Annotated in this window: 18 protein-coding genes and 3 pseudogenes; 12 read left to right on the top strand and 9 right to left on the bottom strand. The window is 68.5% G+C overall.

The annotated features are described in order from the left end of the window. Positions 1 to 353: 353 nt before the first annotated feature. The gene (locus U1T56_RS17120) at positions 354 to 2396 is read left to right on the top strand and encodes an NAD(+) synthase (RefSeq protein WP_418160704.1); all 2043 of its coding nucleotides are present in this window, start codon (positions 354 to 356) and stop codon (positions 2394 to 2396) included. Positions 2397 to 2505: 109 nt separating this feature from the next. After that, the gene (locus U1T56_RS17115) at positions 2506 to 4812 is read left to right on the top strand and encodes a glycoside hydrolase family 15 protein (protein WP_418160703.1); all 2307 of its coding nucleotides are present in this window, start codon (positions 2506 to 2508) and stop codon (positions 4810 to 4812) included. Here the strand turns inward: U1T56_RS17115 and U1T56_RS17110 are convergent. The 5 genes from U1T56_RS17110 to hmgA are packed head-to-tail and all read right to left on the bottom strand — an operon-like array spanning position 4788 to position 9980. After that, entirely contained in the window at positions 4788 to 5027 is a 240-nt protein-coding gene (locus tag U1T56_RS17110; RefSeq protein WP_418160702.1) for a DUF2783 domain-containing protein, read from the bottom strand. The genes U1T56_RS17115 and U1T56_RS17110 overlap by 25 nt on opposite strands. Then, positions 5024 to 6634: an FAD-dependent oxidoreductase gene (locus tag U1T56_RS17105; RefSeq protein WP_418160701.1), complete on the bottom strand. Its 1611-nt coding sequence runs from the start codon at positions 6632 to 6634 to the stop codon at positions 5024 to 5026. Before U1T56_RS17105 ends, U1T56_RS17110 begins: the two co-directional genes overlap by 4 nt. A 28-nt stretch (positions 6635 to 6662) precedes the next feature. After that, on the bottom strand, positions 6663 to 7625 hold the full coding sequence (locus tag U1T56_RS17100) for an MBL fold metallo-hydrolase (protein ID WP_418160700.1): 963 nt from the start codon (positions 7623 to 7625) through the stop codon (positions 6663 to 6665). Then, positions 7622 to 8656, bottom strand: coding sequence for a fumarylacetoacetate hydrolase family protein (locus U1T56_RS17095; RefSeq protein ID WP_418160699.1), 1035 nt, complete (start codon positions 8654 to 8656; stop codon positions 7622 to 7624). Before U1T56_RS17095 ends, U1T56_RS17100 begins: the two co-directional genes overlap by 4 nt. Before the next feature lie 13 nt (positions 8657 to 8669). Continuing rightward, positions 8670 to 9980: a homogentisate 1,2-dioxygenase gene (hmgA, locus tag U1T56_RS17090; RefSeq protein ID WP_418160698.1), complete on the bottom strand. Its 1311-nt coding sequence runs from the start codon at positions 9978 to 9980 to the stop codon at positions 8670 to 8672. 195 nt (positions 9981 to 10175) lie between these two features. On the opposite strand from hmgA, the gene U1T56_RS17085 reads away from it, so the two are divergent. Next, a complete protein-coding gene (locus tag U1T56_RS17085; RefSeq protein ID WP_418160697.1) occupies positions 10176 to 10637 on the top strand; it encodes a MarR family winged helix-turn-helix transcriptional regulator in 462 nt (153 codons plus the stop codon). Between the two features lie 475 nt (positions 10638 to 11112). Here the strand turns inward: U1T56_RS17085 and U1T56_RS17080 are convergent, their stop codons facing one another. The 3 genes from U1T56_RS17080 to U1T56_RS17070 form a co-directional block, all read right to left on the bottom strand. Further along, complete coding sequence (locus U1T56_RS17080) at positions 11113 to 12219, bottom strand: NADH:flavin oxidoreductase/NADH oxidase (RefSeq protein ID WP_418160696.1); 1107 nt, start codon at positions 12217 to 12219, stop codon at positions 11113 to 11115. Between the two features lie 64 nt (positions 12220 to 12283). Continuing rightward, entirely contained in the window at positions 12284 to 14140 is a 1857-nt protein-coding gene (gene ilvD, locus U1T56_RS17075) for a dihydroxy-acid dehydratase (RefSeq protein ID WP_418160695.1), read from the bottom strand. Positions 14141 to 14252: 112 nt separating this feature from the next. Beyond that, positions 14253 to 14657 carry a hypothetical protein gene (locus tag U1T56_RS17070; RefSeq protein WP_418160694.1) on the bottom strand — a complete coding sequence of 135 codons (405 nt, stop codon included), beginning with the start codon at positions 14655 to 14657 and terminating at the stop codon, positions 14253 to 14255. A gap of 629 nt (positions 14658 to 15286) precedes the next feature. Here U1T56_RS17070 and U1T56_RS17065 point away from each other — a divergent pair. The 5 genes and pseudogenes from U1T56_RS17065 to U1T56_RS17045 all read left to right on the top strand — a co-directional run. Further along, positions 15287 to 15799 (top strand): helix-turn-helix domain-containing protein, encoded by a 513-nt coding sequence (locus U1T56_RS17065; protein ID WP_418160693.1) that lies wholly within the window; start codon positions 15287 to 15289, stop codon positions 15797 to 15799. After that, positions 15757 to 16124 (top strand): annotated as a pseudogene (locus U1T56_RS17060) (sterol desaturase family protein); the annotation flags it as partial. The gene U1T56_RS17065 and the pseudogene U1T56_RS17060, both read left to right, overlap by 43 nt. Beyond that, positions 16121 to 16435, top strand: coding sequence for a MocE family 2Fe-2S type ferredoxin (locus U1T56_RS17055; RefSeq protein WP_418160692.1), 315 nt, complete (start codon positions 16121 to 16123; stop codon positions 16433 to 16435). The pseudogene U1T56_RS17060 and the gene U1T56_RS17055, both read left to right, overlap by 4 nt. A gap of 107 nt (positions 16436 to 16542) precedes the next feature. After that, a pseudogene (locus U1T56_RS17050) lies at positions 16543 to 16845 on the top strand (substrate-binding domain-containing protein); the annotation flags it as partial. 49 nt (positions 16846 to 16894) lie between these two features. After that, positions 16895 to 17293 (top strand): annotated as a pseudogene (locus U1T56_RS17045) (FAD-dependent oxidoreductase); the annotation flags it as partial. A 66-nt stretch (positions 17294 to 17359) separates the two neighbouring features. On the opposite strand, the gene U1T56_RS17040 reads toward U1T56_RS17045, so the two are convergent. Further along, on the bottom strand, positions 17360 to 18532 hold the full coding sequence (locus U1T56_RS17040; protein WP_418160691.1) for a LacI family DNA-binding transcriptional regulator: 1173 nt from the start codon (positions 18530 to 18532) through the stop codon (positions 17360 to 17362). Between the two features lie 431 nt (positions 18533 to 18963). Here U1T56_RS17040 and U1T56_RS17035 point away from each other — a divergent pair, with 431 nt between their 5' ends. The 4 genes from U1T56_RS17035 to U1T56_RS17020 all read left to right on the top strand — a co-directional run. Continuing rightward, positions 18964 to 19902, top strand: a complete 939-nt coding sequence (locus U1T56_RS17035; RefSeq protein WP_418160690.1) for a sugar ABC transporter substrate-binding protein — start codon at positions 18964 to 18966, stop codon at positions 19900 to 19902. An 83-nt stretch (positions 19903 to 19985) separates the two neighbouring features. Beyond that, positions 19986 to 21164, top strand: coding sequence for a Gfo/Idh/MocA family protein (locus U1T56_RS17030; RefSeq protein ID WP_418160689.1), 1179 nt, complete (start codon positions 19986 to 19988; stop codon positions 21162 to 21164). 58 nt (positions 21165 to 21222) lie between these two features. Beyond that, the gene (locus U1T56_RS17025) at positions 21223 to 22164 is read left to right on the top strand and encodes a sugar phosphate isomerase/epimerase family protein (RefSeq protein ID WP_418160688.1); all 942 of its coding nucleotides are present in this window, start codon (positions 21223 to 21225) and stop codon (positions 22162 to 22164) included. A gap of 429 nt (positions 22165 to 22593) precedes the next feature. Next, a partial coding sequence (locus U1T56_RS17020) for an ATP-binding cassette domain-containing protein (protein ID WP_418160687.1) occupies positions 22594 to 22775 on the top strand: 182 nt, incomplete at its 3' end.

The raw sequence follows: 22775 nt of genomic DNA, 5'->3' as shown, positions 1-22775 counted from the left end.
ATCGTCGCGAGCCGTTCGCCCGCCGGGTTTGTGCGCAAGCATCTTCTAGGATAATATTCCAGATCGGTCCGAGGCGGGGCCGCGCGGCAGGAGTAGGCGACCTTGCAATGTGAAATTGCACGAACGATTTCGAGAAACGCAGCAACATCAACAACTAAGCCATTAAGTGTTGGCTCGATCCCGACCGACTCTCCCGCCCTCGTCTCCCCCGCGCAGGCCTTCGGGTGCGGAACGCGGCGTCGCCCGCGCCCGTTCACCCAGCAGCCCCGCGCCTCCCGCCGAACCGTCTTGACGACGGGCGGGCGCGGGTTCTGTCTGCCTGTCTTCGATCCTCGAACCGGTTCGGTCCCGCGATGACGTTTCGCTCCCTCTACCGCCATGGCTTCGCCCGGGTCGCCGTCGCCACCACGCGTTGCGCCATCGCCGATCCGACCGCGAACGCCGCTGCCGTCCTCGAGGTGGCGCGCGGCTGCGCCGCGCAAGGGGCGGCTCTCGTCGTCTTCCCGGAACTCGCCCTTTCCGGCTACGCCATCGACGACCTCCTGCTCCAGGATGCGCTCCAGGCCGAGGTGGTGCGCGCCGTCGAGGCGATCGTGGCGGCCTCAGAGGATCTCCTGCCGCTGCTCCTGGTGGGCGCACCCCTGCGCCACGGCAGCCGGCTCTACAACACGGCCGTCGCGGTGCACCGGGGCCGGCTTCTGGGCGTCGTGCCCAAGGTGCATCTTCCGAACTACCGCGAGTTCTACGAGCATCGCTGGTTCGCCTCGGGCGAGGGCACCGAGGGCGAGACGATCCGGGTCGGCCGCCACGAGGCGCCGTTCGGCCCCGATCTCCTGTTCGCGGCCGAGGACGTGCCGGATCTCGTCGTCCATGCCGAGATCTGCGAGGATTTCTGGGTGCCGGTGCCGCCGAGTGCCGAAGCGGCCCTCGCCGGGGCCACGGTCCTCGCCAACCTCTCGGCCAGCAACATCACGATCGGCAAGGCCGAGACCCGCCGGATCCTGTGCCAGTCGCAGTCGGCGCGCTGCCTTGCCGCCTATCTCTATGCCGCCGCCGGGGCCGGCGAATCGACCACCGATCTCGCCTGGGACGGCCAGGTCGCGATCTTCGAGAACGGTGCGGCGCTGGCCGAGAGCGAGCGTTTTCCTGCGGGCGATCAGGTGGCGGTGGCCGACGTCGATCTCGGCCTTCTGCGCCTGGAGCGCGAGCGTATGGGCACCTTCGACGACAACCGGCGCCGGCACGCGGCGGCGGCATGCTTTCGCCGGGTACCGTTCCGGCTCGACCCGCCCGTGGCCGATCTCGGCCTTCTCCGCCGGGTCGAGCGCTTCCCGTTCGTGCCCGCGGACCCCGCCCGCCTCGCGCAGGACTGCTACGAGGCCTACAACATCCAGGTCTCGGGCCTCGTCCAGCGCCTGCGCGCGACACGGATCGAGCGGATCGTGATCGGCGTCTCGGGCGGCCTCGATTCGACGCAAGCCCTCATCGTCGCCGCGCGCGCCATGGACCGCATGGGCCTGCCGCGGGCCAACGTCCTGGCCTTCACCATGCCGGGCTTCGGCACGAGCGAGCGCACCAAGAGCAACGCGCACCGGCTGATGCAGGCCTTGGGCGTCACGGCACGCGAGCTCGATATCCGCCCGGCCGCGCGCCGGATGCTCGAGGACATCGGCCACGCCTTCGCCCGCGGCGAGCCTTTGCACGACGTCACCTTCGAGAACGTCCAGGCGGGCCTGCGCACCGACTATCTCTTCCGCCTCGCGAACCAGTACGATGCGATCGTCTTGGGCACGGGCGACCTCTCGGAGCTGGCTTTGGGCTGGTGCACCTACGGTGTCGGCGATCAGATGTCCCACTACAACGTCAACGCCGGCGTGCCGAAGACCCTGATCCAGCACCTGATCCGCTGGGTGATCGCGTCCGGCCAGTTCGCGCCCGAGGTCTCGGAAACGCTGGATTCGATCCTGAACACCGAGATCTCGCCCGAGCTCGTGCCGGCGGGGGCGGATCAGCAGATCCAGAGCACCGAGGCCAGGATCGGCCCCTATGCGCTGCAGGACTTCAACCTGTTCTACACGCTGCGCTACGGCTTCAGGCCGTCCAAGATCGCCTTCCTGGCGCTCCATGCCTGGGGCGACGTCGAGAAGGGTGCCTGGCCGCCGGGCTTCCCCGCCGAGCGGCGGCGCGCCTACGGCCTCGCCGAGATCCGCCACTGGCTCGAGGTGTTCCTGTTCCGCTTCTTCACGATCAGCCAGTTCAAGCGCTCGGCCCTGCCGAACGGACCCAAGGTCTCGGCCGGCGGCTCGCTCTCGCCGCGCGGCGACTGGCGGGCACCCTCGGACGGCAACGCCAGGGTCTGGCTCGACGAGCTGCAGCGCGAGGTCCCGGAGGCATGAGCGCCGCTCGGGCCGGCCAGTGCGGGGATGTCTTTGCCGTTCGAGGAGGTAGGAACATCCGAGACGGCCGTTGTTTTCCCTCGAGCGATGCGACCGCCGAAGAGGAAGCATGAGCGGCACGGAGGACGCGCCGGGTGCGCCCGGCATCGCCCCGACCTGGACCTCGAGTGCGAAGGACCTCGTGACCACCGCCGTCGAGGGGGCGGGCCGCTTGTGGGCGACGGTGGGCTTCGGCATCGTCAACGAGGTCTACTGGCCCTCCACGGGCCAGCCGCAGATCCGCGACCTCGGCTTCATCATCGGCTTCGACGACGGGAGCTGGGTCGAGGTCAAGCGGGCGAGGCGCTACGTCCTGAGCACGCCGCGCCCCTACATCCCCCTGCCGCAGATCGTGTACGAGGGCCCCGGCTACCGCCTCGTGCTCGAGATCGTGCCCGACCCGCAGCGCGACGTCCTGCTTATCGCCTGGCGGCTCGAGGCGCGGGGGCGGCTCTACGCCCTCCTCGCCCCGCATCTCGGACTGAGCGGCCTCGACAACACGGCCTGGGTGGAGGGCCCGGAGCTTCTGGCGAGGAAAGGCGACCGGAACCTGTGCCTGCTCGCCGAGCCCGCCTTCAGCCGAGGCAGCGCCGGCTATGTCGGCTTCTCCGACGGCTGGCAGGACTTCGCCCGCCACGGCCGCATGACCTGGGCTTATGCTCGTGCCGAGCAGGGCAACGTGGCGCTCATGGGCGAACTCGCAGGCTCGGCAGGGGTTCTCGCCCTCGGCTTCGCCGACAGCACGGAAGGGGCCCGGCTCCTCGCCCGCTCGAGCCTGTGCAGCGGCTTTCCGGCGGCGCGCGAGGCGTTCGAGCAGAGCTGGGGCATCTGGGGGAGGGGGCTCGAGCTCCGGAACAGCCGGCCCGATCTCGCCCGCATGGCGCAGCTCTCGGCCATGGTGCTGAAGGTGCACGAGGATCGCACCTACCCAGGAGCGGTCGTCGCGAGCCTCAGCATTCCCTGGGGCAACACCACCAACGATCCCGGCGGCTATCATCTCGTCTGGACGCGCGATGCGGTCGAGGCGGGGCTCGGCTTTCTCGCCGTGGGCCACACGCGCGACGCGCTGCGCATGCTCGACTATCTCCTCGCCACCCAGGAGCCCGACGGTCACTGGGCGCAGAACCGGTTCCCGGACGGCAGGCCCTACTGGAACGGCGTCCAGCTCGACGAGACCGGCTTTCCGATCCTGCTCGCGACCAAGCTGCTGGAAGGGCGCCTGATCGAGCGCACGCCCGCAATCGAGGCCATGGTCCGGGGCGCTGCCGCCTTCATCGCGCGGAACGGCCCGTTGAGCCCGCAGGATCGCTGGGAGGAGAGCGCCGGCATCAGCCCGTTCACGCTCGGCATCGAGGTGGCGGCCCTGGTCGCCGCCGCCGACTTCGCCGAAGCCGACGAGGACGCCTACCTTCTCTCGCTCGCCGACTACTGGAACGAGCGGATCGAGGCCTGGACCTTCGTCGAGGCGGGCGGACCTCTGGGCGAGCCCGGCGACGGCGGCTACTACGTGCGGCTGGCGCCCGAAGCCCGCGACGGCGCGCTCGAGATGCCGATCGAGGTCAGGAACCGGGTCGGCCTCACCGTCAAGGCCGCCGCGATGATCGGCCTCGACTTCCTCTACCTCGCCCGCCTGGGGCTGCGGCGTGCCGACGACCCGAGGATGCGCTCCTCGCTCGCGGTCGCCGAGCGGGTGCTGAAGGTGACGACACCCTGCGGCCCCGCCTTTCATCGCTACAATCTCGACGGCTACGGCGAGCACGAGGACGGCAGCGCCTTCGACGGCACGGGCATCGGTCGCGCCTGGCCGCTGCTCACCGGCGAGCGCGGCCACTTCGAGCTGATGGCGGGCGGCGATCCAACGCCCTGGCTCGAGGCCATGGCCTGCATGACCGGTCCGGGCGGGCTGATGCCGGAGCAGGTCTGGGACGCGGCACCCATACCGGAGCGGTTCCTCTATCCCGGCAAGCCCACGGGCAGCGCCATGCCCCTGGTCTGGGCGCACGCCGAGTTCTTGAAGCTGCTGACGGCCAGCGAGCGCGGCGCCCCCCACGAGCGGCTCGAGGCGGTGCGCGCCCGCTACGACGGGCGGATCCCCTCGGCCTCGACCTGGCACTGGCGGCGCACGGCACCCTTCACCCGCCTGCCGCCCCGCCGCGAGCTCCTGATCGAGGCCCCGGTCCCGTTCGTGCTCCATCTCGGCTTCGACGGCTGGCAGCGTATCGAGGACCGGCCTTCGACACCGCTACCCTTCGGGCTCCACGGCATCCGCTTCGGGCGGGACGAGCTCGCGGGGCATACGAGCCTCGAGTTCACCTTCTTCGACCCGGCGAGCGGCCAGTGGTCGAACGAGGATCATCGGCTGGCGCTCGATGCCTGAGCATCCGGTGATTCTTCGGCCGCGAGCGGGGCGCGGGCGAGGGCGAGCGCCTCTTCCAGCACCTTCTCCTCGCCGATGTGGTTGGCGAGGATCAGGACGAGACGCGCGTTCAAAAGCGCGCTGGCCTTCTCGGGCAGGCCCTGATGCGCCGCCACCAGCGCGGCATAGAACCCGTCCGGGTCCTCAAGGTTGGGCGTGGTGATCAGGCTCGTCATCGCGGCAGCTCCCAGCCCAGCGCGCGGCGCATCGCCGCTCCGATCGCGTGCGGCTCGACCGCGCGGAAGCGGGCGCACAAGTGCTGGTCGGGGCGCACGAGCCAGGCCGAGCCCGGCTGCGCGTCGTAGCGCTCGCGGAACAGGCCCGCCTCGTCCAGGGCGTCCCGGCCGATCCGCACCACGTGCAGCCCTTCCGGCACGGCAAAAGGCAGCTCCGCGCCGTCGTAGAGCAGCGTGAAGCCGGGGCCGAGCAGGTTCAGCAGCCACACCGGGCGGCCATCGGGGCGCACCAGCGGCGCATCCGGCAGCGGCCCGCCCAGCCGGGCCGTGCCGCCGAAGGACGCGGTGTCGGGTGTGGAGAGCGGCGTGTCGTAGACCGTGGGCGTGGACAGCCGGCCCGAGTTGACGAGGGCGCGCGCGAAGGGCGTCTCGGCCGCGAGCGACAGCGCCGCATCGCGGATCACGCGCGAGGCGTGCGACTTCGGTGTGATGAAGTCGGTCGAGCGAGTCGAATGCCGGAGGTTCTCGTCCGCCGCCGCCTCGCGCTCGATGCGGTACGTCGCGAGGAGTGCCGCGGGTGCCCGGCCCGCCAATATGGCCGCGAGCTTCCAGGCGAGGTTGTCCGTGTCCTGCACGCCGCTGTTGAAGCCGCGCGCTCCGAACGGTGAGACCAGGTGCGCCGCGTCGCCGGCAAAGATCACGGGGCCATGCACGAAGCTCTGCAGCCGCCGGCACTGGAAGGTGTAAATGCTGATCCACTCGAGCTCGAACGGCCGCTCCTTGCCCAGCATCGCCTCCAGCCTGGGCCGCACCCGCTCGGGCCTGCGCTCCTCGACGGGGTCGGCGTCCCAGCCGAGCTGGAGATCGATGCGCCAGATGTCGTCCGGCTGCTTGTGCAGGAGCGCCGACTGGCCGGGATTGAAGGGCGGGTCGAACCAGAACCAGCGCTCGGCCGGATAGTCGGCCGGCATCTTGACGTCGGCGATCAGGAACCGGTCCTCGAACACCCGGCCCGCGAACGACAGGCCCAGTGCTTGGCGCACGAGCGAGCGCGAGCCGTCGCAGGCGATCAGGTATTCGGCCTCGAGCGCGTAAGGGCCGTCCGGCGTCTCGAGCCGGATGCGCGCGAGCTCGGGCGACACCACCTCGACGCCCGTGCACCTGTTCTGGAAGCGCAGGTCGACAGCCGGCAGCTCCTGGCAGCGCTCGTAGAGGTACTGCTCGAGATAGTATTGCTGCAGGTTGACGAAGGCCGGCATCTTGTGGCCGGCCTCGGGCAGAAGGTCGAACTGGTAGAGCAGCTCTTCCTTGCGGAACACCTTGCCGAGCTGCCAGGTGACGCCCTTCTCGACCGCCCGCTCGCCCACGCCCAGCCGATCCAGGATCTCGAGCGTGCGCTTGGCGTAGCAGATCCCGCGCGAGCCTTCGCCGAAGGCGGCCTTGCCGTCGACCACCACGCACGGCACGCCGCGCACGCCGAGATCGGCAGCGAGCGACAGCCCCACCGGCCCGCCGCCGACGATGACGACCCGGTGGCGCGCCGGCCGGGATGTGTCCTGGTCCTTCGATCGCCGGTAGGGGCGCGAGAAGTTCTTGGCAGCGGACACGTCGAGGCTCCCCGATCCGTCGGCCGGCTCACGCACCCGTTCCCTCGAGCGCCCGCCACATCTCGAGGTCGCGCTCGGCGGTCCAGATCCGGGGATTGTCGATCCCTTGCGCCTCGTCGTAGGCGCGCGAGACGTCGAACGGCATGCAGTGCTCGAAGATCACCCAATGGCCGTACTTCGGCCGCAGCTCGCGCATCGCTCGGTCATAGACCTGCTTGAGCGAATGGCCGTCCGTCACACCTTCCCTGGCGATCCGGAGCACATCCTCGAGGAAGGCCCGGGTCTCGGCGATGCCCTGCTTCACCTGCTCGGGGCTGGTGAGCGCCTCGCCGCGACCCGGCACCACCGCCTGCGGCTGCAGGACCGCGAGCCGGTCCAGCGTCCTTGGCCAGTCGTCGAAGTGCGCATCGCCACAGTAGGGGGTGGCGCCATACTCGACGAGATCGCCCGCGAACAGCACCTTCTCCTTGGGCAGCCAGGCGATCGTGTCGCCACGGGTGTGGCCGCGGCCGGCATGGATGATCTGCACCTCGCGCTTGCCCAGCCAGAGCGTCATCCGGTCGTGGAACACCACGTTGGGCCAGGTCAGGCCGGGGATGGTCTCCTTGGCGCGGAACAGGCGCGGGAAGCGCTGGATCTCGGAATCCATGTCCTGCTGCCCGCGCTCTTGGATCATCGAATAGGTCGCATCGCTGGCGATGACGTTGACCCGCTCCTCGTAGCCGGCGACTCCGAGCACGCGCACGGCATGGTAGTGGGTCAAGAGCACGTGCCGGATCGGCTTGTCGGTCACTTTGCGGATGTGCGTGACCAACTCCTTCGCCATGACCGGCGTGGCACGGGCGTCGATCACCAGGACCGCATCGTCGCCGATCACCACACCCGAGTTCGGGTCGCCCTCGGCGGTGAGCGCGTACACGCCGTCCGCGAGCTCGGTGAAGCTCTCGCGCTTGTCGGTGAGATCGGACTGGCTCGCGAATGCCTTGCTCATCTCTCGTCTCCTGCGCCGGGATCTCGGGCCACGGGCGGCGTGTAGCGGACGACCTCCTGCTCGATGGCGCCGAAGATCGAGCGGCCGGCCGCATCCTTCATCTCGATCCGCACCCGATCGCCGAAGCGGAGCCAGGGCGTTTCCGGCTCACCCCGCCAGATCGTCTCGAGCATACGCCGTTCGGCGATGCAGGAATGGCCGATCCCGCTCGCCTCGTCGCGCGCCGCCCCGTTCGCCACCGTGCCCGAGCCGATGATGGTGCCGGCGCTCAGATACCGCGTCTTCGCGGCATGCTCGATCAGCCGGGTGAAGTCGAAGGTCATGTCCACCCCGGCATCGGGCCGGCCGAACGGCTTGCCGTTGACGAAGGAGAGCAGCGGCAGGCACAGTTTGTAGTCCCGCCAGGCCTTGCCCAGCTCGTCCGGCGTCACCGCCACCGGCGAGAAGGCGCTGGCCGGCTTGCCGTGCACGAAGCCGAAGCCCTTTGCGAGCTCGTCCGGGATCAGGGCGCGCGCGGAGACGTCGTTCACCAGCACGACGAGCCTGATGTGCCGGCCGGCGAGCGAGGCGGGCGTTCCCATCGGCACGTCGTCGGTAACGACCGCCACCTCGGCCTCGAAGTCGAGGCCCCAGTTTTCGCTCGTGGCCTCGATCGGATCGCGCGGGCCCATGAACCGGTCCGAAGCGCCCTGGTACATCAAGGGATCGGTCCAGAACCGCTCCGGCAGCGTCGCACCGCGAGCCTTTCGTACCAGCTCGACGTGGGTGACGTAGGCCGAGCCGTCGAGCCACTGATAGGCGCGTGGCAGCGGTGCGGCGCAGGCCGCCTCGTCGAACGGGAAGGCGCCTTCGGCAGCACCGGCCTCGAGGCGCCCGGCGAGATCGCGCAGCGCCGGCTCGACCTCCGCCCAGCGCTCGAGCGCCGACTGGAGGGTGGGCGCGATCCCGTCCGCCGCGACCGCACGGGCGAGATCGCGCGAGACCACGACCAGACGGCCGTCGCGCCCCGCTTTGAGGCTCGCGAGCTTCATAGGTGTCGGTCTCCTAGCGAGGCTCGCGGCGGCCGGGGGCGAAATGCTTCTTCAGGCCGGCCCAGCAATCGGCGTAGGTTTCCTCGAGCTGCGGCAGCCGCGCCGCCCACCGTGTCACACGCTGCGGGTAGCGGGTCTCGAACATGAAGGCCATGGTGCCTTCCTGCTTGACCGGCTTCAGCTCCTCGTTGCTCGCCTTCTCGAACGCCTCGGTGTCGGGTCCGTGCGGCAGCATCATGTTGTGGAGGCTCATCCCGCCCGGCTTGAAGCCGCCGGGCTTGGCGTCGTAGACGCCGTAGATCAGCCCCATGAACTCCGACATGATGTTGCGGTGGTACCAGGGTGGGCGGAAGGTATTCTCGGCCACCATCCAGCGCTCCGGGAAGATCACGAAGTCGACGTTGGCCGTGCCCGGCGTCTCGGACGGGGCGGTGAGCACGGTGAAGATCGACGGGTCGGCGTGGTCGAACAGGATCGGTCCCACCGGCGAGTAGCGGCGAAGATCGTACTTGTAGGGCGCGTAGTTGCCGTGCCAGGCGACGACGTCGAGCGGCGACTGGCGCACCTCGCAGCACCAGAGTTCGCCGCCCCACTTCATGTAGAGCTCGCCCGACTCCTCCTTGTCCTCGTAGGCCGCGACGGGTGTCAGGAAGTCGCGCGGGTTGGCGAGGCAGTTGGCGCCGATCGGCCCGCGCTCGGGCAGGGTGAAGCCGCCGCCGTAGTTCTCGCAGACATAAGCGCGCGCGGGCCCTGCGGGGATCTCGACCTTGAAGATCACGCCGCGCGGGATGACGCAGATCTCGCCCGGAGCGATCTCGATCACGCCGAACTCGGTGCGAAAGCGCAGGCTACCATTCTGCGCCACGACCAGAAGCTCGCCGTCGGCGTTCGAGAAATATTCGTTCTCCATCGACCGGGTGACGAAGAGGAGGTGCGCTGCCATCCCGATCTGCGTGGCGGCGTCACCCGCGGTCGTCACCGTGCGGAGTCCGGTACGGAAGGTGAGGGGGTCCTCCGGCACCGGCACGGGCGCCCAGCGGAGCTGACCCAGCGCCAGCTCGGCCTCCTCGCGGTCGGGGGCGGTGCGCACGAGGCCCGGGTCGACCTTGCGGAACCGGCTCATGTGGCGCACGCCCGGCCGGATGCGGTAGAGCCACGAACGCTGGTTGGCCGCGCGCGGGGCAGTGAACGGCGTGCCCGAGAGCTGCTCGGCGTAGAGGCCGTAACCGACCTTCTGCGGCGAGTTGCGGCCGACCGGGAGCGCGCCCGGCAGGGTCTCGGTCTCGAAGCTGTTCCCGAAACCCGACATGTAGGCGAGCGGCATGGTCCCTGTCTCCTTCGCGTGTTCCGGCACCATCGACGACCGGCCTGCGCGAGCGCGCGGCAGGTCGGACTTGCACGTCCGGACTCACCCCTGATATCGTTGCGGCTGCAACCTTTTGCGATGGGGTTAGGCGTTGCGCCTTCCGCTGTCAAGTCGGTTGCGGCTGCAACGATCAACGATGTTCGGGACGGCCCGGTGCCACGCCTGCAGCTCTTGAAATTCATGCCGTTCCGTCTGAACCGTTTGGCGGCGGAGGTCAGCGGCGATCTCGCCAAGGTCTATGCCGAGCGGTTCGGGATCGACATCCCGGAATGGCGCGTCCTCGCCACCTTGGCCGTGCGCGAGCCGAGAAGCGCCCAGTTCATCGTCCGCTGCACGCGCACCCACAAGACGCGGATCAGCCGGGCGGTGAGCCGGCTTCTGGAGCTCGGGCTGATCGAGCGTGCCGGCAACGGCGGCGACCGGCGCGAAACCCTGCTGCGGATGACCGAAAAGGGCAGGGCGCTCTACGAGGAGATCGTACCCTTCGTGCTCGAGCGTGAGCGACAGGTACTCTCCTGCCTGAGCGAGGACGAGCGCCGCAGCTTCGATCGGGCGCTGAGCAAGCTCGAGCAGGCGCTGGGCCTCGTTCAGGACCCGGACCAGCTCCACGATTGACGACGGCGCGGATTCCGCCCGCTCTCGAGGCGATAGGCGCATCTTGCACCGCTGATCGCGCGCTGCCCCGCATCGGGCGAGCTCGTCGAGCGTACCGGCGGCATGCTGACCTCGCAGGAGGTGGCGGAGCTGCTCGGTATCGCGCGTCGGGCGGTCGGCAAGCGACGCCGTAGCGACGGGCTTCTGGCGGTGCGTCGGGGCAGTGACTGACGCACCCGTGCTGTCGGTTCGATCGGCACGAGGTCGTCGCCGGCCCGCCCGAACTCTTGGCGGCCCTGAATCAGCCGGATCCCTGGGCAGCTATGTTTCCCGGCACGACAGCCGGTGGCTCTGCGCGGCCCTGTTCGAGCGGCCGGACCTCGGGCTGGAGGCAGGACCGGCCATGCCGCCCGGGAACGACCTCGCGCACGTGGCCTCTATTCTCGCCCGCTACGGCAAGTTCGTGTCGATACCCTGACGCCCTGTCGGAAAAGCCTCAGTCGAGCTCCCGCGATATGGTGGCACCGGGCCAGAGCTCGGGCGCGGCGCGCTCGTACTGGGGTGGCCGCCGTACCTTCGCCCCGAGCTCGAACGCCGCGGCCCAGCCCCAGTGCGGGTTGTCGAGGAAGGCGCGGGCGAGCGCCACGAGATCGGCCTCGCCGTTGGCCACGATCCGCTCCGCCTGCGCCGGTGCCGCGATCAGCCCGACGGCGCAGGTCGTGATGCCGGTCTCACGCTTCACCTTGGCGGCGAAGGGTACTTGATAGCCCGGATCGGCCGGGATGCGCACCTTGGGCACTATCCCGCCCGAGGAGACGGTGACGTAGTCGAATCCGAGCTTCTGCAGCCGGCGCGCGAGCTGGACGGCATCGTCATCGCTCCACCCTCCTTCGATCCAGTCGCTGCCGGTGATGCGAGCGCCGAGAATCCGGTCCTCGGGCCACGCGGCGCGAAGGTCGGCCGCGATCTCGAGCGGAAACCGCATCCGGTTTTCGAGGCTGCCGCCATAGGCGTCGGTCCGTCGGTTGGCGACCGGCGAGAGGAACTCGTGCAGGAGATAGCCGTGTGCGAGGTGCAGCTCGACGAGATCGAAGCCGATCCGCAGCGCCCGCTCGGCGCTCGCGACGAAGGCGGCACGCACGTCCCGCATGTCGTCCGGCGTCATCTCGCGTGGGGTGGGCCAGCCCTCGTCGAACGGGAGCGGCGAGGGGGCGATCGTCTCCCACGCCCCCTCGCTCGGGCCAAGCGCCTTTCCGCCCTGCCAGGGCACATGCGCCGAACCCTTGCGGCCGGCATGGGCGAGCTGCACGCCCAAGGCCGCTGTGCCGTGACGCCGGCAGCTCGCCACGACCCGGCCCAAGGCTTCCTCGCAGGCATCCGAGTAGAGTCCGAGATCGCCCGCCGAGATGCGGCCGCGCGGCTCGACCGCCGTGGCCTCGACGATCAGCATGGCCGCACCGCTGTTGGCGAGGGCACCGTAATGGACGAGATGCCAGTCGCCGGCGCAGCCATCCTCGGCCGAATACTGGCACATCGGCGAGACGAGGATCCGGTTGGCAAGCTCTTTTCCGGCGAGGTGGATCGGGGAGAACAGGCCAGGCATCGCTTCGCTCCGCTCCATGGGGAATGGCTACGACAAGCCTCCTGCTCGTTCCCGGTTCCGGCTTTCAGGCGCGCTCGAGCCGGCCGAGATCCCGAACGGCGCCGCGCGCAGCGCTGGTCGCCAGGGCGGCATAGGCGCGAAGCGCGGTCGAGACCCGGCGCTGCCGCGGGCTCGCCGGCCGCCACGCCGCTTCGCCACGGGTCAGCATCGCCTCGCGCCGCCGGGCCAGCTCCGCATCGGGCACGGCGAGCCGGATGGTGCGGTTCGGGATGTCGATCTCGATCCGATCCCCCTCCTCGACGAGGGCGATCGTGCCGCCCTCGGCGGCCTCCGGCGAGACGTGGCCGATCGAAAGGCCGGAGGTGCCGCCCGAGAAGCGGCCGTCCGTGATCAGCGCGCACGCCTTGCCCAGGCCCTTCGACTTCAGGTAGCTCGTGGGATAGAGCATCTCCTGCATGCCGGGCCCGCCGCGCGGCCCTTCGTAGCGGATCACGACCACGTCGCCCGCCTGCACCTTGCCGCCGAGGATGCCCTCGACCGCGGCGTCCTGGCTCTCGAAGATCCGGGCCGGGCCGGCGAAGGTCAGGATGCTCGCGTCCACGCCCGCGGTCTTCACGATGCAGCCGTCCTCGGCGAGGTTGCCGTAGAGCACGGCGAGGCCGCCGTCCTTGGCGAAGGCGTGCTCGACCGAGCGGATGCAGCCGCGCTCGCGGTCGAGGTCGAGCGCCGCGTAGCGGCGGTCCTGGCTGAAGGCGACCTGGGTGGGCACCCCGCCCGGTGCGGCACGGTAGAAGGTGCGCACCTCCTCGCTGCGGGTCTGCGCCACGTCCCAGTAGCGCAGGGCCTCGCCCAAGGTGGCGCTGTGCACCGTCGGCACGTCGCGGTGGATCAGGCCGGCCCGGTCGAGCTCGCCCAGGATCGCCATGATTCCGCCCGCCCGATGCACGTCCTCCATGTGGACGTTCGCGACCGAAGGGGCAACCTTGCACAGGACCGGCACCTTGCGCGAGAGCCGGTCGATGTCCTGCATCGTGAACGGCACGCCCGCCTCGTGCGCGGCAGCGAGGAGATGAAGCACGGTGTTGGTCGAGCCGCCCATGGCGATGTCGAGCGTCATCGCGTTCTCGAACGCCTTGAAGCTCGCGATGCTGCGCGGCAGGACGGTCTCGTCGTTTTCCTCGTAGTAGCGCTTCGTGATCTCGACGATCAGGCGACCCGCTTCCAGGAACAGGCGCCTCCGGTCGGCATGGGTCGCGAGCACGGAGCCGTTGCCCGGCAGCGCCAGGCCCAGGGCCTCCGTGAGGCAGTTCATCGAGTTCGCGGTGAACATGCCCGAGCAGGAGCCGCAGGTCGGGCAGGCCGAGCGCTCGATGACCTCGACCTCCTCGTCCGTGACCGAGCTGTCGGCCGCGGCTACCATGGCGTCCACGAGGTCGAGCGCCTTCTCCGTGCCGCGCAGCCGGACCTTGCCCGCTTCCATGGGGCCGCCCGAGACGAACACGGCCGGGATGTCGAGCCGGAGTGCCGCCATCAGCATGCCGGGCGTGATCTTGTCGCAGTTCGAGATGCAGACCATGGCGTCCGCACAGTGTGCGTTCACCATGTACTCGACGCTGTCGGCGATCAGCTCGCGCGATGGCAGGCTGTAGAGCATGCCGTCGTGGCCCATGGCGATGCCGTCGTCGACCGCGATGGTGTTGAACTCCTTGGCGACCCCGCCCGCCTCCTGGATGGCGCCGGCCACGAGCTGGCCGAGGTCCTTGAGGTGGACGTGGCCCGGCACGAACTGGGTGAAGGAGTTGACGACCGCGATGATCGGCTTGCCGAAATCCCGATCCGTCATGCCCGTCGCGCGCCACAGGCCGCGGGCACCGGCCATGTTGCGGCCGTGGGTGGTGGTGCGTGACCGGTAGGTCGGCATAGGAGAGATCCTCGATCCTGCAGCTTTTGATGAAGGAGCGGTAGCGGCATAGAATGAATCGCAGGATCGGGGAAGGGCTCGGCGCCCGGTCCTTGCGGGCGCCGAGGCGAGATCAGGCCTCCCGTCCCGGATCGTTCGCGGCCCGACGCACGAGCATCTGCAGATCCCGCACCGTCATCCTGGCCCGGTCCGGCTCGAGGCCGTCCCGCCGCCACAGCATCATCATGATCGGATCCTGCAAGAGCTCGTCGAGACCAGGCTCGGCGTGAAGAGAGGGCTTGGTGCCGACGAAGACGGGCCTGTCGTCGCTCGCGAGCATGTCGGCTGCGATCTTCCTTGCCGGTTCGGCCATCATCGTTCCCTCGTGTGCGGCATGAATTCCCTGAGCAACCCGCAGAACGTGGCGAATGGCACCGGGTTCCAAGGCTTCCGGCGAGCCCCGGATCTCTCGAGAAGACGTGATGCCTCCGGACCGGATGTCCGAGCCTCCCATCTCCGGCGACATCTGCGGGGACAAGCCTTTCCGTGGCCGGCGAGACCGACCCCGGAAAGCCGGCCGCCTTTCGGGGCGGCCGCGAGGAGGCGCGCTGGCGATCGAGGCGGACGACAGCGGCCAGCCCCTGCCGGGGGTTGGAGGAGAGCAGGCACGCCGCGGGGATTGGGCGGGTCGCTTTTCATTGGCTAATATAGATTATGGAAATCAAATGTTGGGCGCAAGTTTGATGTACGGGTTCAAGCGGCGATGCATCGGGCCCGAGCGGCGCGGCCGGCGCCTCGGCGAGCTGGCCGGTGGAGACGCCCTTCGGCTCGAGCCGGGGCCGCAGCTCCCCGATGTGGCGGGCGCGGCGCGGGCAGGCTGGCAGGAGCGTCGCGGTGAACCGGCCCGGCTCGCCACCCGCAGCCCGGCCGACAACGGGACACCGGTGACGCTCGCTTCTGGCCGCGGCAGGGCGACCACGCCATCCTCCTCCACGGCATGCCCTCCGGAGGGATCTCGACCATCACCGAGGATACGCCACCCCCGCCGCAGCCACCGAAGCCGGCTTCAGCTCTCTCAGAGCCATGCCTAAGTGGTCGGAGGCGGAGCCCGGCCATGACCCTGCGCGTGCGTGCAGTGAGCGATGAAGAGAAGGGGCGCTGGCACGGATGGCGCGATCACGTACGCTCGGCGCCGGCCTCGTGCGGCGCGCCCAGATCGTCCTGCATGGCCTTGAAGGCCTGAAGGTGCCGGGGATCAGCGCCCGCATGGACCTGTGCGGCGCGACGGTGCGGCACTGGCTCGAGCGCTTCGACGCCCGCGGCCTATCAGGGCTGGAGGAGGACGTGCGCAGCGGGCGGCCGCCGACCTACTCCGCCGAACAAAGGAGCGCGGTGATCAACGCCGCGCCGACCCGGCCAGCGGCTCTCGGCCTGCCGTTCGCTTGCCGGACGCTGGATCGTCTGGTTGCCTACCTGGGCGAGCAGGGCATCGCCATGCGCCACAGCCGGATCAGCGAGATCCTCCTCCAGGAGGGTCTCGGGTGGCGGCACGAAGAGAGCTGGTTTGGCGAGCGGGTCGACCCTGACTTCACGCGCCAAAGGGGGCCATTGAGCGGCTCTGCACGGCCGCACCGGCGGTGGAACACCTGCTCTACTTCGGCACCGCCTTCTACCACCTGATCATCCCCTCGAACCCGGTCATCGCCCTCTACCAGCTCCATTACGCCTCCTTCGGCGCGATCCCCGGCCATGTCGGCTTCGACGAGATCGAGGTGGGCGAGAACGGTGTCGTCGACAGCCACGCCTACGCGCACTGCCTGCACCGCAAATATTTCGAGGTGAATTACGGCGACGTGCTCATTTCACTCGACAGGTGGTTCGGCCCTGGCGCGATGGCTCGCCCGAAGGCGAGGCGCGGATGCAGGAGCGCTACCGCAAGCGCAAGGAGAAGATCGCCCGGCAGCAGGCCCGCAAGGCCGTCACGCAGGAGATGGCTGCGTCATGAGCGGGTGGGTGACGGCGTGCCGGCTCGAGGACATCGAGCAGGAAGGTGTGCTCCGCTTCGACCACGGCTCCAGGACGTTCGCGGTCTATCGCGGGCCGGATGACAGCGTCTGGTGCACCGACGTCCTCTGCACCCATGAAGCGGTGCACCTCGCCGACGGCCTGGTGATGGACTTCGAGATCGAGTGCCCCAAGCATGCCGGGGCGTTCGACTACCGCACCGGCGAAGCGGTGCGACTGCCGCCGTGCGTGAACCTGCGGACCTGCCCCGCCGAGGTGGTCGACGGCGAGGTCCGGATCGCCATCGGCTGACCCTTCGCCGGGCCTTCGGGCTCGGCCGTCGGCAGCGGCGCCCCATCGGGGCGCCCCCGGCAGAGGAACGCGGGCGGGTCGGCGCCCGATCAGGAGAAGGGCTTATCGTGAGAACGACCCTGCTCGCCGCGGGCTTCGCGGCGCTGCTCGCCAGCCAGGCCGACGCCACGACGATCGGCGTCAGCATGCAGAGCTTCGGCGACAACTTCCAGACGCTCCTGCGCAACGGCCTCGCCGCCCGTGCCGCGAAGCTCGAGGGCGTCGACGTGCAGTTCGAAGACTCGCAGCGCGACGTCGGCCAGCAGCTCAGCCAGGTGCAGAACTTCATCGCCTCCGGCGTGGACGCGATCATCGTGACGCTCGCGGACACCTCCGCCGCACCTGCCATCACCAGCGCAGCCGAGGCGGCCAGCTGCGACCCTTGCCGCTGCCCGGGGCCGACGGGCCGACCGTCACCCGCTGCGCACGCTGGACGATGCGGTCCGGATTCGCATGGCTCTCGGACCCGGCAGGCATCTCGCGGTAATTGGCGGCGGGTTCATCGGCCTCGAGCTCGCCGCCTCGGCTCGAAAGCTCGCCGTCGAGGTCGTGGTGGTCGAGGCGCCGCCACGCCTCCTGACCCGCGGCGTGCCCGCCGAGGTCGCCACGGTGCTCCACGAGCGCCACGTCGCCGAGGGGGTGAGCTTCCATTTCGGCGCACGGATCGCCAGGATCACCGACACCGGGGTGGTGCTTTCGGACGGTACCGTCATCCGCGCCGACCTCGTGGCCGTCGGTATCGGCGCCATACCGAACACGGAGCTTGCCGTCACAGCCGGTCTCGCCGTCGACAACGGCATCGCGGTCGACGCCACGCTCGCCGCTTGCCAGATCGGTCTGCCAAGCAGAGCTCCTGGGGCGAGGCGCCAGCCATGGCCGCTATGGTCAGATATTCTCTACCGTGTAGATGTCGAACGGCAGCGTGATCTGGGTAGCCGGCTCGCGCCCGGCTGCTTCGATCGCGCGGAGCATGGCGCCGATCGTCGTCTCGGCCAGCAGCCTCAACGGATGCGAGAGGATGAGCTTCACGATGCCGTCGATCAGGCCGGCGCGGGTCTCCTCCATCAGCTCTTGGCCGATGGTGACGAGCCCGCGCGGGACAGCATCGCCCTGGTCCCGCAGCGCCTGCATCACGCCCCTGATCCCACCGCCCGCCACGTAGAGCCCGACCAGATCCGAGTGGCGCTTCAAAAGATCGAGCGTGTTCTCGTAGGCATAGCGCGCGTCCTCGAGGCTCGTCAGCGTCTCGAGCAGATGGAACTCCGGTGCATGCTCGCGGAAGTAGGTCCGGAAGCTCATCTCGGCGATCTCCTGGCAGAGATAGCGATGGCTGCCGACGAAGATGGCGACCTTGCCCGGGCGCTTGCCGATGTTCGAGATTGCCCAGGCTGCCGTGCGCCCGAGCTTGCGGTTGTCGAGTCCGACATAGCCGGCCCGGCTCTGCGCGGTCAGGTCCGAGATCAGAGCCACGACCGGGACCCCGGCAGCGTGCAGCCGGTCGATCGCTCCGGTGACGAGCGGGTGGTCTGCGGTCACCACGGCGATCGCATCCACGTGCTTGCCGAGTTTCAGCAGACGGGCGGAAACCGAGCCAGGGGTCAGGTCATCCAAGAACTCGACCACTGCCCGGCCGCGGATCGCTGGCGACGTCTTCGTCGCCTCGGTCAGGGCCTCGCCCAGGCGCCGGTAGAACGTGCGCGACGGTTGCTGGAGCAGAAAGCCGAGCGTCCGCTCTGGCCTGTCCGCACCGAGCCGCTGTCGGAGGATGCCGGTAGCGTGAAACCCGATCGCCTCTGCCGCCGTCAGCACGCGCTCGGCGGTTGCCGGACGCACGGGGTTGCGCCCGTTGAGCACCCGATCGACGGTGGAAACGCTGACTCCGGCCGCCCGCGCCAGATCCGCTATGGTGGGTCGCCCCATGTACCGCGCTCCTGAGCGATGCTCGCAGCAGCTTGTCATCGGTTCTGACAGCGCCCGAGAGAAAAATCCACAAAGATTGAGAGAGTCTACCACCGCGGTGGCCTTTGGGCCAGCAAGCGAGAGGCGCTGCGGGTCCAAGGACAAGCTGGCGTCGGGGTCGGCACGCCCCTTGCTGCCAACGGCGCCACCATGACCCCGACAGCTCAGCCATCGTGTGCGCCACAAGGGACGGGAGCGAAATCGGGCATCGTCAGCTTGGCGGCAGGAAGGCCGATGAGGCAATGGTCGTGAATGCGTCGGCCGTTGCCCGGTCGGGTGTCAGCTACGCGCGAGCCACGTGCTACGGACGGTAGGGCGGCACCATCCTCTTCTGAAAGATTCTCTCACCCATGGTTTTCCATGGCTGATAGTTTTTGATAGATAATATGTCATCCCCTCAAGAGTCAATTGAAGTAATGCCGCAAGCTGCTAGGATGCTGACGTCACGAGAGCACCGAGCCGCTCTCCAGATCGTGCCAAGAGACCCAAGAGGGGTCGATCACCCCCACCATCGGACAGGGAGCATCTCGATGAAGCGCTTGCTCGCAGGCGGCGTTGCCGCTGTCGGCATGGCCACGCTCATGGCCTCCTCCGCCATGGCCAAGCCGGTCAACATCGGCGTGACGCTGTCGCGCGCCGAGCACCTCTTCCTGATCAGGATCCGCGACGCCATCCAGGACGAGGCCAACAAGGTCGGCGACGTCAACGTCCAGTTCGAGGACGCGCAGGGCGATGTCGGCCGTCAGCTCAACCAGGTGCAGAACTTCATCGCCCAGGGGGTCGACGCCATCATCGTCAACGCAGCCGACACCTCCGCCACCCAGGGCATCACCAGGCTCGTGACGCAGGCCGGCATTCCCCTGGTCTACGTCAACCTGGGCCCGGATCCCAGCGAGAAGCTGCCCGCGAACGTCGTCACGGTGGTCTCCGATCACACCGTCTCGGGCCGGCTCGAGATGGAAGGCCTCGTCAAGTGCATGCACGGCAAGGGCAACCTCGCCATCATGCTGGGCGAGCTCGCGAGCAACGCCACCGACCAGCGCACCGCCGGTGTCAAGGAGGTCGCGGCCAAGTACCCGGAGATCAAGGTCGTGCTCGAGCAGACGGCCAACTACCAGCGCAACCAAGCGATCGATCTCATGACCAACTGGATCACCACCGGCCAGAAGATCGATGCGGTCGCCGCCAACAATGACGAGATGGCGATCGGGGCGATCTTCGCCCTGCAGCAGGCCGGGATCCCGATGGACAAGGTCTGTATCGGCGGAATCGACGCCACTCCCGATGCGCTCGACCAGATGCAGAAGGGCAACCTCGACGTGACGGTGTTTCAGGACGCCAAGGGCCAGGGCAAAGGCGCGATCGATGCTGCCCTCAAGCTGATCGAGGGCGAGAAGGTCGAGAGCTTCGTCATGATCCCATACGAGCTCGTCACGCCCGAGAACATGAAGGACTACCTCAACCGCTGAGCCGGCGAAGTGCCGCCGGCGGAAGCAGGCGGTCGGTCCCGCCTGGATGAAACAGGCGCGAAGAATTGCCGAAGGGTCAACCGATGTTGAACGGTGAACGGAAGATTGCCCGTCCGCTGCGCTGGGCCATGGTCGGTGGCGGCCGGCTCAGCCAGGTCGGCTACAAGCATCGTTGCGGTGCGCTGCGGGACAACACGGCCTTCCAGCTGGTCGCCGGCGCGTTCGATCTCGATCCCGAGCGCGGCCGTGACTTCGGCGTCAACATCGGCGTCGACCCGAGCCGCTGCTACCCGAATTACCAGACCATGTTCCGCGAGGAGGCCAGACGGGAGGACGGTATCGAGGTCGTCTCCATCGCCACGCCGAACGCGACCCACTTCGAGATCGCCTGGGCAGCGCTGAATGCCGGTCTGGACGTGATCTGCGAGAAGCCGCTGTTTTTCACGAGCGACGAGGTCCGCAAGGTCAAGGCGCTGGCCGAGGAGAAGGGGCTGATCGTCGGCGTCACCTATGGCTTCTCGGGCCATCCGCTCCTGATGCAGATGCGGGCGATGATCGCCCATGGCGAGATCGGTGATGTGCGCATCGTCGACCTCCAGTACACGCACGGCTTCAACGCCACCGACGCGGTCGACAAGGTCAGCGATGCCCAGAAGTGGCGGGTCGACCCCAAGATCGCAGGGCCGACCTTCGTGCTCGGCGATATCTCGACCCATACCTACTACATATCGCAGCTCGTCATGCCGCACATGAAGATCCGCGAGCTCTTGTGCGACCGGCAGAGCTTCATCCCGTCCAGAGCACCGCTCGAGGACAACGCCTTCGTTCTCATGCACTACGAGAACGGAGCCGTGGGCCGGCTGTGGGCCTCGTCGGTCAATGCCGGCTGCATGGACAGCCAGCGCATCCGGATCGTCGGCTCCAAGGCCAGCCTCGTCTGGTCGGATTCGAATCCCAGCGAGCTGCGCTACGAGGTGCAGGGCCAGCCGAACCAAACGCTCTACCGTGGCATGCCGTACCTGGACCCCAGCGCCAACGCCATCGAGCGCCTCGGCGCGCTTCACACCGAGGGCCTGACCGAGTCCTGGGCCAACATCTACCTCAAGTTCGCGATCGCCATCGACGCGAAGCGCCGTGGCGACGAAAAGACCCTGGCCGAGCTGGTCTATCCCGACATCGAAGCCGGGCTCGAGGGCGTGCGCTGGCTGGAGAACTGCGTGAAATCGGCCAGCAACGGGTCGATCTGGGTGCCGTTCGAGTAGCCCGCCTCCGCGCCAGAGCATCCCGGCCCATCAGCCTACAGCAAGGTAGAGATCGGATATGAGGCTTTCCCTTTGCACCGACTGCCTCGGCCACCTGCCGTTCGAGCCGATGCTCGACAAGGTCGCCGGGATGGGTGTCCAGGGCGTCGAGATGGCCGGCGGCGGCTGGTCATCCGCACCGCACCTGGGTACCGACGAGTTGCTGGCCGACGCCGGCAAGCGCCGGGCCGTCCTGCACGCCCTGGAAAGCCGCAGCATGGAGATCGCGGCGCTGAACGTCTCGGGCAATCCCTTGGATCCGGGCGAGCTGGGCGCGAAGCACAGGGCCGACACCGAGAAGACCATCGAGCTGGCGGGTCTTCTGGGTGTCAAGAAGATCGTGATGATGAGCGGTCTGCCGCCGGCCAGTCCCGAGGACCGCATCCCGAACTGGATCACCTACACCGTCAGTTGGCCAGCGACGCTGAAGGACTGTCTCGACTACCAGTGGAACGAGGTGGCCATCCCCTACTGGCACGAGCTCGTCGCCAGGGCCAGAGCGTGTGGGGTCGAGAAGTTCGCGCTGGAGAACTTCAGCTCGATGCTGGTGTGGAATCCGGAAACGCTGTTCCGGCTGCGCGATGCGGTCGGCCCGATGGTCGGCCTGAACCTGGACCCGAGCCACCTGATCTGGATGGGCGCCGATCCGATCGCCGCGGCGCGTGCGCTGGGCCCGGCGATCCACCACGTGCACGGCAAGGACGTGCGCCTCGAACGTGGACTGGTCGATGTCAATGGGCTTTTGGAAACCAAGCCGGTCGAGGATGTCGCCAGCCGGGCCTGGAACTATGTCGCGGTCGGCTGCGGCAGGGATCTGCAGTGGTGGAAGGAATTCTTTTCCGTCGTGCGGATGATGGGCTACAACGACTGGGTCTCGCTGGAGATGGAAGATCTGACGATGTCGGTCGAGGCCGGCATCAAGACCTCCATCGATGCGCTGAAGCAGACCATCAGCCAGTGAGCCGCTTCGGGTCAAGTTCCTCTACCGTGCGCCGCACATCGTCGACCCGCCAAGAAGGTGACGGTGCACCAGCACCTGGACATCGGCCAGGGCGAGGTCGACCGGGACGTGTTCTTCGAGACCCTACACGAGGTCGGGTTCGACGGCATCATGACCGCGTGCGTGTTCGCCTGGGAGGAGCGGCGGAGGACGGCTCGCGCCTCATGCGCCAGGAGATCCGGCGCTACCTCGACCAATACTGGGCAGCGTCGTCCTAGTATCCAGTAATATCATCGACCGTGTAGTTCCTGGAGAATAAAGCTGCAGCACTCGGGATTGGTACGTTGTTGATCGGTGAGGATGCCGCTTCCACTCCTTGCCGAGGCTCTGGCCGCCTCACCAGGTAGCAGGGGATGGCTGCACTGCCGGGTTGGATCGGGGAGACCAGCGATGACAAGCATGACGAAAGCAGCCACGGCCGGCGCACCGTTTCCGGCCTGCTATCTCGAGGCGGAGGGGATCACCAAGCGCTATCCCGGGGTGGTGGCGCTGGATGGGGTTCAGCTCGAGATCCGCCCCGGCACCGTCCACGCCCTCATGGGCGAGAACGGCGCCGGCAAGTCGACGCTGAT

Source organism: Benzoatithermus flavus (genome assembly GCF_037908215.1).
Classification (GTDB): Bacteria; Pseudomonadota; Alphaproteobacteria; order Geminicoccales; family Geminicoccaceae; genus Benzoatithermus; species Benzoatithermus flavus.
This window is presented reverse-complemented; position numbering and strand designations above follow the sequence as displayed.

Coding starts and splice junctions, on each gene's coding strand:
- U1T56_RS17120 (WP_418160704.1), top strand. CDS start 354: ATGACGTTTCGCTCCCTCTACCGCCATGGCTTCGCCCGGGTCGCCGTC.
- U1T56_RS17115 (WP_418160703.1), top strand. CDS start 2,506: ATGAGCGGCACGGAGGACGCGCCGGGTGCGCCCGGCATCGCCCCGACC.
- U1T56_RS17110 (WP_418160702.1), bottom strand. CDS start 5,027: ATGACGAGCCTGATCACCACGCCCAACCTTGAGGACCCGGACGGGTTC.
- U1T56_RS17100 (WP_418160700.1), bottom strand. CDS start 7,625: ATGAGCAAGGCATTCGCGAGCCAGTCCGATCTCACCGACAAGCGCGAG.
- U1T56_RS17095 (WP_418160699.1), bottom strand. CDS start 8,656: ATGAAGCTCGCGAGCCTCAAAGCGGGGCGCGACGGCCGTCTGGTCGTG.
- hmgA (WP_418160698.1), bottom strand. CDS start 9,980: ATGCCGCTCGCCTACATGTCGGGTTTCGGGAACAGCTTCGAGACCGAG.
- U1T56_RS17080 (WP_418160696.1), bottom strand. CDS start 12,219: ATGCCTGGCCTGTTCTCCCCGATCCACCTCGCCGGAAAAGAGCTTGCC.
- ilvD (WP_418160695.1), bottom strand. CDS start 14,140: ATGCCGACCTACCGGTCACGCACCACCACCCACGGCCGCAACATGGCC.
- U1T56_RS17065 (WP_418160693.1), top strand. CDS start 15,287: ATGGCGCGATCACGTACGCTCGGCGCCGGCCTCGTGCGGCGCGCCCAG.
- U1T56_RS17055 (WP_418160692.1), top strand. CDS start 16,121: ATGAGCGGGTGGGTGACGGCGTGCCGGCTCGAGGACATCGAGCAGGAA.
- U1T56_RS17035 (WP_418160690.1), top strand. CDS start 18,964: ATGAAGCGCTTGCTCGCAGGCGGCGTTGCCGCTGTCGGCATGGCCACG.
- U1T56_RS17030 (WP_418160689.1), top strand. CDS start 19,986: ATGTTGAACGGTGAACGGAAGATTGCCCGTCCGCTGCGCTGGGCCATG.
- U1T56_RS17025 (WP_418160688.1), top strand. CDS start 21,223: ATGAGGCTTTCCCTTTGCACCGACTGCCTCGGCCACCTGCCGTTCGAG.